Annotated in this window: 27 protein-coding genes; all 27 read left to right on the forward strand. The window is 60.5% G+C overall.

What is annotated here, in order from left to right:
• The coding region (locus F3N42_RS06255; RefSeq protein WP_455024280.1) for an EF-Tu C-terminal domain-related protein at positions 1 to 104 on the forward strand (104 nt) is incomplete at its 5' end.
• Between the two features lie 60 nt (positions 105 to 164).
• Entirely contained in the window at positions 165 to 476 is a 312-nt protein-coding gene (gene rpsJ / locus F3N42_RS06260) for a 30S ribosomal protein S10 (RefSeq protein ID WP_150863570.1), read from the forward strand.
• 33 nt (positions 477 to 509) lie between these two features.
• Complete coding sequence (rplC, locus tag F3N42_RS06265; RefSeq protein ID WP_150863571.1) at positions 510 to 1,148, forward strand: 50S ribosomal protein L3; 639 nt, start codon at positions 510 to 512, stop codon at positions 1,146 to 1,148.
• 10 nt (positions 1,149 to 1,158) lie between these two features.
• Positions 1,159 to 1,761 carry a 50S ribosomal protein L4 gene (gene rplD / locus F3N42_RS06270; protein WP_150863572.1) on the forward strand — a complete coding sequence of 201 codons (603 nt, stop codon included), beginning with the start codon at positions 1,159 to 1,161 and terminating at the stop codon, positions 1,759 to 1,761.
• A complete protein-coding gene (rplW, locus tag F3N42_RS06275) occupies positions 1,758 to 2,060 on the forward strand; it encodes a 50S ribosomal protein L23 (RefSeq protein ID WP_150863573.1) in 303 nt (100 codons plus the stop codon). The genes rplD and rplW overlap by 4 nt, the downstream gene beginning before the upstream one ends.
• 12 nt (positions 2,061 to 2,072) lie before the next feature.
• Positions 2,073 to 2,900: a 50S ribosomal protein L2 gene (gene rplB, locus F3N42_RS06280; protein WP_150863574.1), complete on the forward strand. Its 828-nt coding sequence runs from the start codon at positions 2,073 to 2,075 to the stop codon at positions 2,898 to 2,900.
• A gap of 12 nt (positions 2,901 to 2,912) precedes the next feature.
• Entirely contained in the window at positions 2,913 to 3,185 is a 273-nt protein-coding gene (gene rpsS / locus F3N42_RS06285; protein WP_150863575.1) for a 30S ribosomal protein S19, read from the forward strand.
• A gap of 11 nt (positions 3,186 to 3,196) precedes the next feature.
• Positions 3,197 to 3,532, forward strand: a complete 336-nt coding sequence (rplV, locus tag F3N42_RS06290) for a 50S ribosomal protein L22 (protein WP_150863576.1) — start codon at positions 3,197 to 3,199, stop codon at positions 3,530 to 3,532.
• A gap of 18 nt (positions 3,533 to 3,550) precedes the next feature.
• Positions 3,551 to 4,231, forward strand: coding sequence for a 30S ribosomal protein S3 (gene rpsC, locus F3N42_RS06295; RefSeq protein ID WP_150863577.1), 681 nt, complete (start codon positions 3,551 to 3,553; stop codon positions 4,229 to 4,231).
• A 10-nt stretch (positions 4,232 to 4,241) separates the two neighbouring features.
• Entirely contained in the window at positions 4,242 to 4,655 is a 414-nt protein-coding gene (rplP, locus tag F3N42_RS06300; RefSeq protein WP_150863578.1) for a 50S ribosomal protein L16, read from the forward strand.
• Positions 4,655 to 4,858 carry a 50S ribosomal protein L29 gene (gene rpmC, locus F3N42_RS06305; RefSeq protein ID WP_150863579.1) on the forward strand — a complete coding sequence of 68 codons (204 nt, stop codon included), beginning with the start codon at positions 4,655 to 4,657 and terminating at the stop codon, positions 4,856 to 4,858. The genes rplP and rpmC overlap by 1 nt, the downstream gene beginning before the upstream one ends.
• Complete coding sequence (gene rpsQ / locus F3N42_RS06310) at positions 4,855 to 5,115, forward strand: 30S ribosomal protein S17 (RefSeq protein ID WP_150863580.1); 261 nt, start codon at positions 4,855 to 4,857, stop codon at positions 5,113 to 5,115. The genes rpmC and rpsQ overlap by 4 nt, the downstream gene beginning before the upstream one ends.
• 29 nt (positions 5,116 to 5,144) lie before the next feature.
• Complete coding sequence (gene rplN, locus F3N42_RS06315; RefSeq protein ID WP_150863581.1) at positions 5,145 to 5,513, forward strand: 50S ribosomal protein L14; 369 nt, start codon at positions 5,145 to 5,147, stop codon at positions 5,511 to 5,513.
• Between the two features lie 16 nt (positions 5,514 to 5,529).
• Positions 5,530 to 5,844, forward strand: coding sequence for a 50S ribosomal protein L24 (rplX, locus tag F3N42_RS06320; RefSeq protein ID WP_150863582.1), 315 nt, complete (start codon positions 5,530 to 5,532; stop codon positions 5,842 to 5,844).
• 11 nt (positions 5,845 to 5,855) lie between these two features.
• On the forward strand, positions 5,856 to 6,398 hold the full coding sequence (gene rplE, locus F3N42_RS06325; RefSeq protein WP_150863583.1) for a 50S ribosomal protein L5: 543 nt from the start codon (positions 5,856 to 5,858) through the stop codon (positions 6,396 to 6,398).
• Between the two features lie 13 nt (positions 6,399 to 6,411).
• Positions 6,412 to 6,717 carry a 30S ribosomal protein S14 gene (rpsN, locus tag F3N42_RS06330; RefSeq protein ID WP_150863584.1) on the forward strand — a complete coding sequence of 102 codons (306 nt, stop codon included), beginning with the start codon at positions 6,412 to 6,414 and terminating at the stop codon, positions 6,715 to 6,717.
• A gap of 58 nt (positions 6,718 to 6,775) precedes the next feature.
• Entirely contained in the window at positions 6,776 to 7,171 is a 396-nt protein-coding gene (gene rpsH, locus F3N42_RS06335) for a 30S ribosomal protein S8 (protein WP_150863585.1), read from the forward strand.
• Between the two features lie 22 nt (positions 7,172 to 7,193).
• Positions 7,194 to 7,721: a 50S ribosomal protein L6 gene (gene rplF, locus F3N42_RS06340; RefSeq protein WP_150863586.1), complete on the forward strand. Its 528-nt coding sequence runs from the start codon at positions 7,194 to 7,196 to the stop codon at positions 7,719 to 7,721.
• Between the two features lie 26 nt (positions 7,722 to 7,747).
• Positions 7,748 to 8,101 (forward strand): 50S ribosomal protein L18, encoded by a 354-nt coding sequence (gene rplR / locus F3N42_RS06345; protein WP_150863587.1) that lies wholly within the window; start codon positions 7,748 to 7,750, stop codon positions 8,099 to 8,101.
• A 37-nt stretch (positions 8,102 to 8,138) separates the two neighbouring features.
• Entirely contained in the window at positions 8,139 to 8,651 is a 513-nt protein-coding gene (rpsE, locus tag F3N42_RS06350; protein WP_150863588.1) for a 30S ribosomal protein S5, read from the forward strand.
• A gap of 4 nt (positions 8,652 to 8,655) precedes the next feature.
• Positions 8,656 to 8,844 (forward strand): 50S ribosomal protein L30, encoded by a 189-nt coding sequence (rpmD, locus tag F3N42_RS06355; RefSeq protein ID WP_150863589.1) that lies wholly within the window; start codon positions 8,656 to 8,658, stop codon positions 8,842 to 8,844.
• Positions 8,845 to 8,893: 49 nt separating this feature from the next.
• Positions 8,894 to 9,325, forward strand: a complete 432-nt coding sequence (gene rplO, locus F3N42_RS06360) for a 50S ribosomal protein L15 (RefSeq protein ID WP_150863590.1) — start codon at positions 8,894 to 8,896, stop codon at positions 9,323 to 9,325.
• Positions 9,325 to 10,668, forward strand: coding sequence for a preprotein translocase subunit SecY (gene secY / locus F3N42_RS06365; RefSeq protein WP_150863591.1), 1,344 nt, complete (start codon positions 9,325 to 9,327; stop codon positions 10,666 to 10,668). Before rplO ends, secY begins: the two co-directional genes overlap by 1 nt.
• 18 nt (positions 10,669 to 10,686) lie before the next feature.
• Positions 10,687 to 10,800, forward strand: a complete 114-nt coding sequence (rpmJ, locus tag F3N42_RS06370; protein ID WP_150863592.1) for a 50S ribosomal protein L36 — start codon at positions 10,687 to 10,689, stop codon at positions 10,798 to 10,800.
• Between the two features lie 106 nt (positions 10,801 to 10,906).
• Complete coding sequence (gene rpsM / locus F3N42_RS06375) at positions 10,907 to 11,263, forward strand: 30S ribosomal protein S13 (protein WP_150863593.1); 357 nt, start codon at positions 10,907 to 10,909, stop codon at positions 11,261 to 11,263.
• A 24-nt stretch (positions 11,264 to 11,287) separates the two neighbouring features.
• On the forward strand, positions 11,288 to 11,677 hold the full coding sequence (gene rpsK / locus F3N42_RS06380; protein WP_150863594.1) for a 30S ribosomal protein S11: 390 nt from the start codon (positions 11,288 to 11,290) through the stop codon (positions 11,675 to 11,677).
• A 12-nt stretch (positions 11,678 to 11,689) separates the two neighbouring features.
• Positions 11,690 to 12,316, forward strand: a complete 627-nt coding sequence (gene rpsD, locus F3N42_RS06385; RefSeq protein ID WP_150863595.1) for a 30S ribosomal protein S4 — start codon at positions 11,690 to 11,692, stop codon at positions 12,314 to 12,316.
• The last annotated feature ends 7 nt before the right edge of the window (positions 12,317 to 12,323 follow it).

The raw sequence follows: 12,323 nt of genomic DNA on the forward strand, positions 1-12,323 counted from the left end.
TTGATCTGATTGCCCCGATCGCCATGGAAGAAGGTCTGCGTTTCGCCATCCGTGAAGGCGGTCGTACCGTCGGCGCCGGCGTCGTCGCGAAGATTTTCGAGTAACAGTAACGCGTAACGCGTGACGCGTTGCGCGTCACCAACGAGCGAAGCGAGTAAATAGAAATGGCAGATCAGAGAATCCGCATCCGGTTGAAGGCTTTCGATCATCGTCTGATCGATCGTTCAGCCCAGGAAATCGTGGAAACGGCCCGGCGGACGGGCGCGCAGGTGCGCGGTCCTATTCCGTTGCCGACCCGCATCGAGCGCACGACCGTACTGATTTCCCCGCACGTCAACAAGGACGCGCGTGACCAGTACGAAACCCGTACGCACAAGCGGTTGATGGATATCGTCGACCCCAATGACAAGACCGTGGATGCACTGATGAAGCTGGATCTGGCCGCGGGTGTCGATGTGCAGATCAAGCTCAACTGAGCCACTGGTCGTAGCTGAAGAAGAGACAAGACGATGGCAATTGGAATCATTGGACGCAAGGCGGGTATGACCCGCGTGTTCACCGAAGACGGCGCAAGTGTGCCGGTGACGGTGATCGAGGCGACCCCGAACCGGGTGACCCAGGTCAAGACCGACGATAACGACGGTTACAAAGCACTGCAGGTCACCGCTGGTGGCAAGCGTAGCGGCCTGGTCAACAAGCCGGAAGCGGGACATTTTGCCAAGGCAGGTGTGGAAGCAGGTTTTGGCCTGTGGGAACTGCGCCTGGAAGGCGAGGAAGGCGGTGACCTGGAAGCAGGTGCCGAGTTGGCGGTCGACCAGTTCGAAGCCGGCCAGATGGTTGATGTCACGGGCATCACCAAGGGCAAGGGCTTTGCCGGTACGGTCAAGCGTCACAACTTCCGTACCCAGGACGCCACCCACGGTAACTCGCTGTCGCATCGTGCGCCGGGTTCCATCGGCCAGTGCCAGACCCCTGGGCGCGTGTTCAAGGGCAAGAAGATGGCGGGTCACATGGGTGACGAGCGCAACACGACGCAGAACCTGGAAATCGTCCGGGTGGACGCGGAGCGCAACCTGCTGCTGATCAAGGGTGCAGTCCCTGGCGCAGCTGGCGGCACCGTGACTGTGCGCCCGTCCGTGAAGCATTGAGGTATTGATGATGAAACTGGCAGTAGCAGGCGGTAAAGACGTCCAGGTTTCGGAAGCCACGTTCGGTCGTGAGTTTTCCGAGGCACTGGTCCACCAGGTGGTGACCGCATACCTGGCTGGCGCTCGCGCTGGCACGAAGGCACAGAAGAACCGTTCAGCGGTGTCTGGCGGCGGCAAGAAGCCGTGGCGCCAGAAGGGCACCGGCCGCGCACGTGTCGGCACCATTCGCAGCCCGATCTGGGTTGGCGGTGGCAAGACCTTTGCGGCGACGCCTCGCGATCATTCGCAGAAGGTGAACCGCAAGATGTACCGCGGCGCACTGCAGGCGATTCTTTCTGAGCTCGTTCGCCAGGAGCGCCTGGTCGTCATCGACGACCTGGGTGTTGACGCGCCGAAGACCAGTGCGTTGGCCGGCAAGCTGGCCGAACTCGGTGTCGAAAAAGGCCTGCTGATCACCGCGGAAGTGGACGAGAAGCTGTTCCTGTCTTCCCGCAACCTGATCGGTGTGCATTGCGTGGACGTGGCCGGTATCGACCCCGTCAGCCTGGTGTCTGCCGACAGGGTCGTGGTGACCGTTGAGGCGATCAACAAGATCCAGGAGTGGTTGGGATGAGCAACGACAATATTTACAACGTGCTGCTGGCGCCGCGGGTGACGGAAAAGACCGCGCGTGTGGGCGAGCAGGGTAACCAGTACGTTTTCCGTGTGGCGACTGACGCCACCAAGCAGGATATCCGTGCGGCTATCGAACAGTTGTTCGAGGTCACTGTGGAATCTGTCCGTGTGGCTAACGTGAAGGGCAAGACCAAGGCCTTCAAGATGCGCCCCGGTAAGCGGAAAGACTGGAAAAAAGCCTACGTTCGGGTCCAGGAAGGGCAGGTCATCGACCTCCTGGGCGAAGAATCAGCTTAAGGACGAAGAGTCATGGCAATCGTTAAAGCAAAACCGACATCGCCCGGCCGTCGTGGCGTAGTCAAGGTTCGCCACGAGCACCTGCATAAAGGTGCGCCGCACGCGGCCCTGTTGGAAAAGAAGTCGAAGACCGGCGGCCGCAATAATGCGGGCCGGGTGACCACCCGTCATCGCGGCGGCGGTCACAAGCAGCACTACCGTGTCATCGATTTCAAGCGCGACAAGGACGGGATTCCCGGCCAGGTTGAGCGGATCGAATACGATCCCAACCGTAGCGCCCACATTGCGCTGGTGCTGTACAAAGATGGCGAACGCCGGTACATCATCGCGCCGAAGGGTGTGCATTCAGGCCACCCGGTCATGAGCGGTCGTGAAGCCGCCATCAAGCCGGGTAACACGCTGCCGCTGCGCAACATCCCGGTGGGTACGGTTGTGCACTGCGTGGAACTGAAGCCCGGCAAGGGTGCCCAACTGGCGCGCAGCGCCGGTGCAGCCTGCCAGCTCGTGGCCCGCGAAGGTCAGTACGCCACCCTGCGTCTGCGCTCCGGCGAGATGCGCAAGGTGCCGACCCGCTGCCGCGCGACCATCGGTGAAGTGTCCAACTCCGAGCACAACCTGGAGAAGCTGGGCAAGGCCGGTGCACGTCGCTGGCGTGGTGTTCGCCCGACGGTTCGTGGTGTGGCCATGAACCCGGTGGATCACCCGCACGGTGGTGGTGAAGGCAAGACCTCTGGTGGCCGTCATCCGGTGTCACCGTGGGGTACGCCGACGAAGGGTTACAAGACCCGCAGCAACAAGCGCACCGACAAGTACATCGTGCGTAAGCGCTCAGGTAAATAACGGGACAGTACGATGCCTAGATCAATTAAGAAGGGTCCATTTATCGACCATCACCTGGCGGCCAAGGTCGAACAGGCGCTGGAGACCAATAACAAGCGTCCGATCAAGACCTGGTCGCGCCGCTCGATGATCACGCCCGACATGGTCGGCCTGACCATCGCGGTACACAACGGTCGCCAGCACATGCCGATCCTGATCAACGAGCAGATGATCGGTCACAAGCTGGGCGAATTCGCGGTAACGCGTACGTTCCGTGGTCACTCCGGTGACCGCAAGACGAAGTAGGTGTAGCGATCATGCAAGTGACAGCAAAATTGAATGGCGCGCGCATCTCCGCGCAGAAAGTGCGCCTGGTTGCCGACCAGGTTCGCGGCATGCCGGTGGAAAAGGCTGAGCAACTGCTGGCATTCAGCCCGCAGAAGGCGGCGTCCATCGTCAAGAAAGTTCTGCTTTCTGCCGTGGCCAATGCCGAGCACAACGAAGGTGCGGACATCGACGAGCTGAAAATCTCAGCGATCTGTGTCGACGAAGGCCCGACCATGAAGCGTGGTCGTGCTCGCGCCAAGGGCCGTGGCACGCGGATTTTGAAGCGGACCAGTCACATCACCGTGACGCTGGCCGACAGCGAATAACAGGACCGGGAAAAGATTATGGGTCAGAAGGTACATCCAACAGGTATCCGCCTTGGCATCGCCAAGGACTGGAACTCAACCTGGTATGCCGAAAAAGGCGAGTACGCCGAGCAGTTGAAGTCCGACCTCGAGGTCCGCGAGTTCCTGCGCAAGCGTCTGGCACAGGCGGCGGTCAGCCGTATCGAAATCGAGCGTCCGGCCAAGTCTGCTCGCATCACGATTCACACGGCTCGTCCGGGTATCGTGATCGGCAAGAAGGGCGAGGACATCGACCGCCTGCGTCGTGAAGTCAGCCAGCTGATGGGGGTTCCGACCCACATCACGGTGGCCGAGATTCGCAAGCCGGAGCTGGATGCTCAGCTGGTTGCCGAGGGCATTGCCCAGCAGCTGGAGCGCCGCATCATGTTCCGTCGTGCCATGAAGCGTGCCGTCGGTAACTCCATGCGCCTGGGCGCACTGGGTATCAAGGTGCACGTGTCCGGTCGCCTGAACGGTGCAGATATTGCCCGCAGCGAGTGGTACCGCGAAGGCCAGGTGCCGCTGCATACCCTGCGTGCGGATGTTGATTACGGATTTGTGGAAGCACAGACCACCTATGGTGTGCTGGGCGTGAAAGTCTGGATTTACAAGGGTGAGGTCTTCGACCTGTACGCCCAGAAGAAGTCCGACAGCGCCAGCAACCAGAAGGCGGCCAGCTAGGAGTTGAACGATGCTGCAGCCAAAACGTACCAAATTCAGAAAGCAGCAGAAGGGTCGTAACCGCGGCCTGGCGCAGGTGAACAACCGCGTCAGTTTCGGTGAGTACGGCCTGAAAGCGACGACGCGTGGTTTTGTGACCGCGCGCCAGATTGAGGCCGCCCGTCGTGCCATTACCCGTTACGTCAAGCGTGGCGGCAAGCTCTGGATCCGCGTGTTCCCGGACAAGCCGATCACCAAGAAGCCCGTCGAGGTTCGTATGGGTAAGGGTAAGGGCAACGTGGAATACTGGGTAGCCCCGATTCAGCCCGGTCGTGTCCTGTATGAAATCCAGGGCGTGTCCGAAGAAGCCGCGCGCGAGGCGTTTCGCCTGGCCTCGGCCAAGCTGGCGGTGAAGACCGCCTTCGTGTCCCGGTCGGTGATGTAATGAACGCACAGGATTTAAGAGCAAAGTCGGACGCGGAGCTGCGTGAGGAACTCACCGGTCTCCTGCGTGAACAGTTCAACCTCAGGATGCAGAAGGGCACCGGCCAGATGGGCCAGCCGAATGAACTGCGCCGTGTTCGCCGGGATATTGCCCGCGTGAAGACCGTCCTGAATGAAAAGTCGAAGGAAGGTAGCGAGTCATGAGCACCGCGGACAAGGTCGTACGCAGCCAGGTTGGCCGCGTGGTCAGCGACAAGATGGACAAGACCGTCACCGTACTGCTGGAGCGCCGTGTCAAGCACGCGCTTTACGGCAAGTACATCAAGCGCTCCACCAAGGTGAAAGCGCACGACGAAGACAACAGTGCCGCCGCTGGCGACACGGTCCGGATTGAAGAGTGCCGTCCCCTCTCGAAGTCGAAGGCCTGGAAGGTCGTCGAAGTCGTGGAGCGTGCAGTCTAAGTTAACCGGACAGGTTCGAGGATAGAACGATGATTCAGATGCAGAGCATGCTGGCCGCGGCGGATAACAGCGGTGCGCGCCAGGTCCAGTGTATCAAGGTGCTGGGCGGCTCCAAGCGCCGCTACGCGCAGATTGGCGACGTCATCAAGGTGACGGTCAAGGACGCCATCCCGCGTGGCAAGGTAAAAAAGGGCGAGGTGTACAACGCCCTGGTCGTACGTACCCGTACCGGTGTGCGTCGTCCGGATGGCTCCAAGATCCGCTTCGACGGTAACGCGGCAGTGCTGCTGAACCAGAAGCTGGAGCCGATTGGTACCCGTATTTTCGGCCCAGTGACGCGCGAACTGCGTGGTGAGAAGTTCATGAAGATCGTCTCACTGGCGCCTGAAGTGCTCTGAGCCCGGAGAAGCAGTCATGAAACGTATTAAGAAAGGCGACGAAGTCATCGTCACCACCGGCCGCAGCAAGGGCCAGAAAGGCAACGTGCTGCGCGTGATGGAAGACCGCCTGTTGGTGGAAAACGTGAACATGGTCAAGCGCCACACGAAGGCTGACCCCAACCGCAACATCGCGGGCGGGATCGTCGAGAAGGAAGCGCCCATTCACGTCTCCAACGTGGCGCTGTTCAACCCGGCGACCGGCAAGGCCGACCGCGTGGGCGTCAAGACGCTGGACGATGGCAGCAAGGTGCGCGTGTTTCGCTCAAACGGCGAAGCCGTCGATATTTAAGGCAGAGAACAATGGCCAGATTACACGACTATTACAAAGACGAACTGGTGCCGAAGCTCATGAAGGAGCTCGGTGTCGAGAACGTGATGGCGGTGCCGAAGATCACCAAGATCACCCTGAACATGGGTGTGGGTGAAGCGGCGATCGACAAGAAGGTGATGGAACGCGCCGTGCAGGACCTGGCGACCGTGACCGGCCAGGCGCCGGTGGTCACCAAGGCACGCAAGTCCGTGGCTTCTTTCAAGATCCGTGATGGCTGGCCGATTGGTGCCAAGGTCACGCTGCGCCGCGAAAAGATGTGGGAGTTCCTGGATCGCCTGGTGAACGTGGCGATCCCCCGTGTGCGTGACTTCCGTGGCCTGAGCCGCAAGTCATTCGACGGCCGGGGCAACTACTCGTTCGGCGTGAAGGAGCAGATCGTGTTCCCGGAAATCGATTTCGACCAGGTCGACGCGATCCGTGGCATGGACATCACCATCACGACGACGGCTAAAGACGATGTGGAAGGCCTGGCGCTGCTGAAAGCGTTCAGCTTCCCGTTCAAGGACAAGTGAGCAGGTAACCCAGATGGCCAAGAAGAGCATGATCAACCGCGAGAATCGTCGCGCGAAGCTGGTGAAGAAGTACGCCGACAAGCGTGCACAGCTGAAGGCGATTGTCGCCGATCCGGAACAGGATTTCGAAGCCAAGCAGGACGCGATGTTCGCCCTGCAGAAGCTGCCCCGGGATTCGAGCCCGGCACGCCAGCGTAACCGCTGCGCGCTGTCCGGTCGTCCCCGTGGTTTCTATCGCAAGTTCGGCCTGGGTCGCAACAAGCTCCGCGAAGCCGCCATGCGCGGTGACGTGCCGGGCCTGCGCAAGGCCAGCTGGTAAATAAGAGCCGGGTCCGCACGGCGGCCCCGATCAAGGTATTAGAGACAGGACTACTGACATGAGCATGAGTGATCCGATTTCGGACATGTTGACCCGGATTCGCAACGCGCAGGCCACCAACAAGGCCAGCGTGAGCATGCCGTCTTCCAAGGTGAAGACCGGTATCGCAGCGGTGCTGAAGGAAGAGGGTTACATCAATGATTTCGCTGTTGCCGAAAACGATGGCAAGCCGCAGCTGGAAATCACCCTGAAATACTTCCAGGGCAAGGGTGCCATTGACATGGTGAAGCGCTACAGCCGTCCCGGCCTGCGCCAGTACCGTGGCAAGGGTGAACTGCCGCGCGTTTTTGATGGCCTGGGTGTCGCTATTGTCAGCACGTCCCGCGGCATCATGACCGACAAGGCCGCTCGCGAAGCGGGCCATGGCGGCGAAGTGCTGTGTTTCGTGGCCTGATCGCGGAACGAGGAGATTAACGATGTCACGCGTAGCGAATAATCCGATCACGATCCCGCAGGGTGTCGACTTCAACGTCGACGGCCAGCAGGTTCGTGTCAAGGGTCCCAAGGGCAACATGGCACTGGACCTGCATCCGTCGATCAGCCTGGAAATGGGCGAGGGCGACTGCTCGGTCAAGTGGAGCAGCAAGAAGGACGTGGCCATGGCCGGCACCTTCCGCGCCCTGCTGAACAACATGGTGCTGGGTGTCAGTGAAGGCTTCGAGCGCAAGCTCACCCTGGTCGGCGTGGGTTACCGCGCCCAGGCCCAGGGCACCAAGCTGAACCTGCAGCTGGGATTCTCGCACCCGATCGATTACGACATGCCGGAAGGTGTTTCAGTGGAAACGCCGACCCAGACGGAAATCGTTCTGAAGGGCTGCGACAAGCAGCGGGTTGGACAGGCTGCGGCTGAAATTCGCGCCTTCCGTCCGCCGGAACCATACAAGGGCAAAGGCGTTCGTTACAGCGACGAGCGCGTGGTCCGTAAGGAAGCCAAGAAGGCTTAAGCCTTCAGGGTCTGAGGTAACCGATGATGAACAAGAAGACTTCAAGACTTCGCCGCGCCCGCAAGTCACGCGCCCGCATCCTCAAGCTGGATGTGCCGCGCCTGACGGTGCACCGCAGTGGTCGTCACATTTACGCCCAGGTCATCGCCGCTGGCGGTGGCAACGTTCTGGCCGCGGCTTCGACCGTCCAGAAAGACGTGATCAAGGGCCTGGACAGCACCGGCAACAAGGCAGCCGCCGCGGCCGTAGGCAAGGCGATTGCCGAGAAAGCCACGGCAGCCGGTGTGGACACGGTCGCGTTCGATCGTTCCGGCTTCAAGTATCACGGCCGGATCAAGGAACTGGCCGACGCGGCCCGCGAAGGCGGACTGAAATTCTGATCCCCGGGGTCAGAATCAACTGAGCAGGTAAGGACAGATGTCAAATATCGACAGAGACAATGGCGACGGGATGCTGGAAAAGCTGGTATCCGTGAACCGCGTGGCCAAGGTGGTCAAAGGCGGCCGGATCTTCGGCTTCACCGCGCTGAGCGTGGTCGGCGATGGCAACGGCAAGGTGGGTTTCGGTTATGGCAAGGCGCGTGAAGTGCCGGTCGCCATCCAGAAGTCCATGGAAAAGGCTCGCGCCAACATGATCAATGTGCCGCTGAACGGCACCACCCTGTGGCACCCGGTGAAAGCCACGCACAGTGGCTCACGTGTTTACATGCAGCCCGCCTCAGAGGGTACCGGTGTGATTGCCGGCGGCCCGATGCGTGCCGTGCTGGAAGCCGTGGGTGTTCACAACGTGCTGGCCAAGAGCCTGGGTTCAAACGCGCCGATCAACCTGGTGCGCGCGACCATCAAGGGTCTGCAGCAGATGTACAGCCCCGAATCGGTGGCCGCCAAGCGCGGTAAGCCGGTCGACGAAATCAAGGCGAACCTGGGTTAATACAATGGCCAAGAAAGACACGATCAAGGTCACCCTGGTGCGTTCTCCGATCAGCGCGCAGCCGAGCCACCGCGAGTGTGTTCGCGGCCTGGGCCTGAAGCGGATGCACCACACGGTGGAACTGGAAGACACGCCGTCCGTTCGCGGTATGGTGAACAAAATCAACTACATGGTACGAGTGGAAGAAGGCTGAGCCCGGCTCGGTCGCTTCTGCGAACCTCAGATTAGGAAAGGACCTGACAATGAAACTGAATCAGCTGAGCCCCGCCGAGGGCAGCAAGAAGGCGCGTAAGCGCGTCGGCCGTGGTATCGGTTCCGGCCTGGGCAAGACCGCGGGTCGCGGTCACAAGGGCCAGAAATCCCGTTCCGGCGGTTTCCACAAGGTGGGCTTCGAAGGCGGCCAGATGCCGCTGCAGCGTCGCCTGCCCAAGCGTGGCTTCGCCTCACGCACGCAGCGGTTCAACGCCGAGCTGCGCCTGTACCAGCTGGCTTCAGTCAAGGTCGACGTCATTGACCTGGACGTGCTGAAGGAAGCTGGCCTGGTCGCCGCCGACGTGCGCAATGTCAAGGTCATCAACACCGGTGAGATCGACCGGGCCGTTACCCTGAAAGGCATCCGTGCCACGAAGGGCGCCCAGTCCGCGATTGAAGCGGCCGGAGGCAAGGTCGAATAATGGCGCGTTCGCCCTCACAAATGGCGGATACCCTGGGTGGCATCGGTCGATTGACGGAACTCCGTCAGCGGCTGCTGTTCGTATTCATCGCGCTGATCGTGTACCGCGTCGGTACGTTCATTCCCGTTCCGGGTGTGAGCCCGCAGGCGTTGCTGCAGTTCATGAACTCGCAGGAAGGCACGATCATCGATGTGTTCAACCTGTTCACCGGTGGCGCGCTGGAGCGTTTCTCCCTGTTCGCCCTGGGTGTGATGCCCTACATTTCAGCCAGCATTATCATGCAGCTGATGTCGAGCGTTATTCCGCAGCTGCAGCAGCTGAAGAAGGAAGGCTCGAGCGGGCGCCAGAAGATCACCCAGTACACGCGTGTGTTCACGATCGTGCTGGCGGCCTTCCAGGCCGGTTCCGTGGCCATTGCCCTGCAGGCGCAGACCAACGTGGTCTACGCGCCGGGTTTCGGGTTCCTGTTTACCGCCGTGGTCACGCTGACCGCCGGTAGCGTGTTCCTGATGTGGCTGGGCGAGCAGATCACCGAGCGTGGCGTGGGTAACGGTATCTCGCTGATCATCTTCGCCGGTATCGTCGCGGGCCTGCCGCGGGCCGTGTTCGGCACGATGGAACTGGTCAACACCGGCCAGCTGAGTATCCCGGCCGTGCTGATGATCGGTGCGCTGGTCCTGGGCGTGATTTACTTCATCGTCAAGGTCGAGCGTGGCCAGCGTCGCATTACCGTGAACTACGCGCAGCGCCAGGGCAGGGTGGCTTACCAGAACCAGCAGACGCATTTGCCGCTGAAGCTGAACATGTCCGGTGTGATCCCGGCCATTTTCGCCTCCAGCATCGTGATCTTCCCGTCGACCCTGGCCACCTGGTTCAGTTCGACGGAGCAGCTCAGCTGGATGACGGACGTCGCCGCGGCACTGACGCCGGGTAACCTGCCGTACACGATCCTGTTTTCAGGCCTGATCATCTTCTTCTGTTTCTTCTACACGGCGATCGTGTTCAATTCGAAGGAGACGGCGGACAACCTGAAGCGTTCAGGCGCGTTTATTCCGGGGATCCGCCCGGGGCGCCAGACGGCGGACTACATCGATACTGTGCTGACGCGCCTGACCATGGTGGGGTCGCTCTACCTGGTGGCGGTCTGCCTGCTGCCGGACATCATGCAGGTGTTCTGGTCAGTGCCGTTCTATTTCGGCGGCACATCCGTGCTGATCGTGGTGGTCGTGATCATGGACTTCATTGCCCAGGTCCAGGCCCACCTGATTTCGCATAAGTACGACAGCCTGATGAAAAAGGCCAATTTGAAATCCTACGGCCGTTCGGGCGTGGTGAGACGATAAGGAACGAGGAGAGCTGCCATGAAAGTGCAAGCTTCAGTCAAGAAAATTTGCCGCAATTGCAAAGTCGTGCGTCGCCGTGGTGTGGTCTTCGTGATCTGCACCGACCCGAAGCACAAGCAGCGCCAGGGCTAATCGCCCCGCCGCAACAAGTACTTGCAGGCTTTTACTGATATCGAATTTTGGATATAATTGACCGTTTGATTTCGGGCGGTCGAAAACCGTAGCAGGAGTAAGGAATATGGCTCGCATCGCGGGTGTCAATTTGCCAGTCCAGAAACATACCTGGGTGGCCCTGACGCAGATTTACGGCATTGGCCGCACGCGCGCTTTGCAGATTTGTGAAGCGGCTGGCATCGAGCCGTCTACGAAGGTTCGTGATCTGACCGAACCGGAAGTTGAAACCGTTCGCGCGGAAGTCGCACGCTTCAATGTTGAAGGCGACCTGCGTCGTGAAGTTGCAATGAACATCAAGCGCCTGATGGACCTGGGTTGCTACCGTGGACTGCGCCACCGCCGTGGCCTGCCGGTTCGCGGTCAGCAGACCAAGACCAACGCACGTACCCGTAAGGGTCCGCGTCGTCCGATCAAGCGATAAGAACGTCGAGAATGGTATCCAGAGATGGCTAAGCCTAAAGCAAGAGTCAAGAAGAAGGTCAAACGCACAGTGGTCGATGGGATCGCCCACGTCCATGCGTCCTTCAACAACACGATCATCACCCTCAGCGACCGGCAGGGCAACGTGCTGTCGTGGGCCACGTCCGGCGGCGCCGGCTTCCGTGGTTCACGCAAGAGCACGCCGTTTGCCGCGCAGGTGGCCGCAGAGAATGCCGGCCGCGCCGCGCAGGACTACGGCCTGAAGAACCTGGAAGTACGCGTCAAGGGCCCTGGCCCGGGTCGCGAGTCTTCGGTTCGTGCACTGCATGCGCTGGGATACAAGATCACCAACATCGTGGACGTGACGCCCATTCCGCATAACGGATGTCGTCCGCCTAAAAAGCGCCGCGTCTAGGAGTAAAGCAACATGGCAAGGTATACAGGACCCACCTGCAAGCTGGCGCGTCGTGAAGGCGTTGACCTTGGGCTGAAGAGCCCGTCGCGCGGCCTGGAATCAAAGTGCAAGCTGAACCAGCCCCCGGGTCAGCATGGCGGCAGTCGTCGTCAGCGCCTGTCCGACTACGCGCTGCAGCTGCGTGAGAAGCAGAAAGTTCGTCGTATTTACGGCATCCTGGAAAAGCAGTTCCGCAACTACTACAAGAAGGCGGCGCAGCAGAAGGGTTCCACCGGCGAAAACCTGCTGAACCTGCTGGAAGGCCGCCTTGATAACGTGGTCTACCGCATGGGCTTTGCGGTGACCCGCGCCCAGGCTCGCCAGCTGGTGTCGCACAAGTCAGTGACCGTCAACGGTTCGAAGGTCAATATTCCTTCCTACCAGGTGTCCGAAGGCGACACCATCGGCCTGACCGAAAAGGCACGCAACCAGTTGCGCGTCAAGGAAGCGATCACGCTGAGCCAGGAGCTGGACGTCGTTGGCGGCTGGCTGGATGTCAACGCCGACAAGGCCGAGGGCGTGTTCAAGCGCCAGCCGGACCGTGATGAACTGCCGGCCGACATCAACGAACAGCTCATCGTCGAGCTGTACTCCAAGTAAGTAATGC

It is taken from the genome of Marinihelvus fidelis, from assembly GCF_008725655.1.
Classification (GTDB): Bacteria; Pseudomonadota; Gammaproteobacteria; order Xanthomonadales; family SZUA-36; genus Marinihelvus; species Marinihelvus fidelis.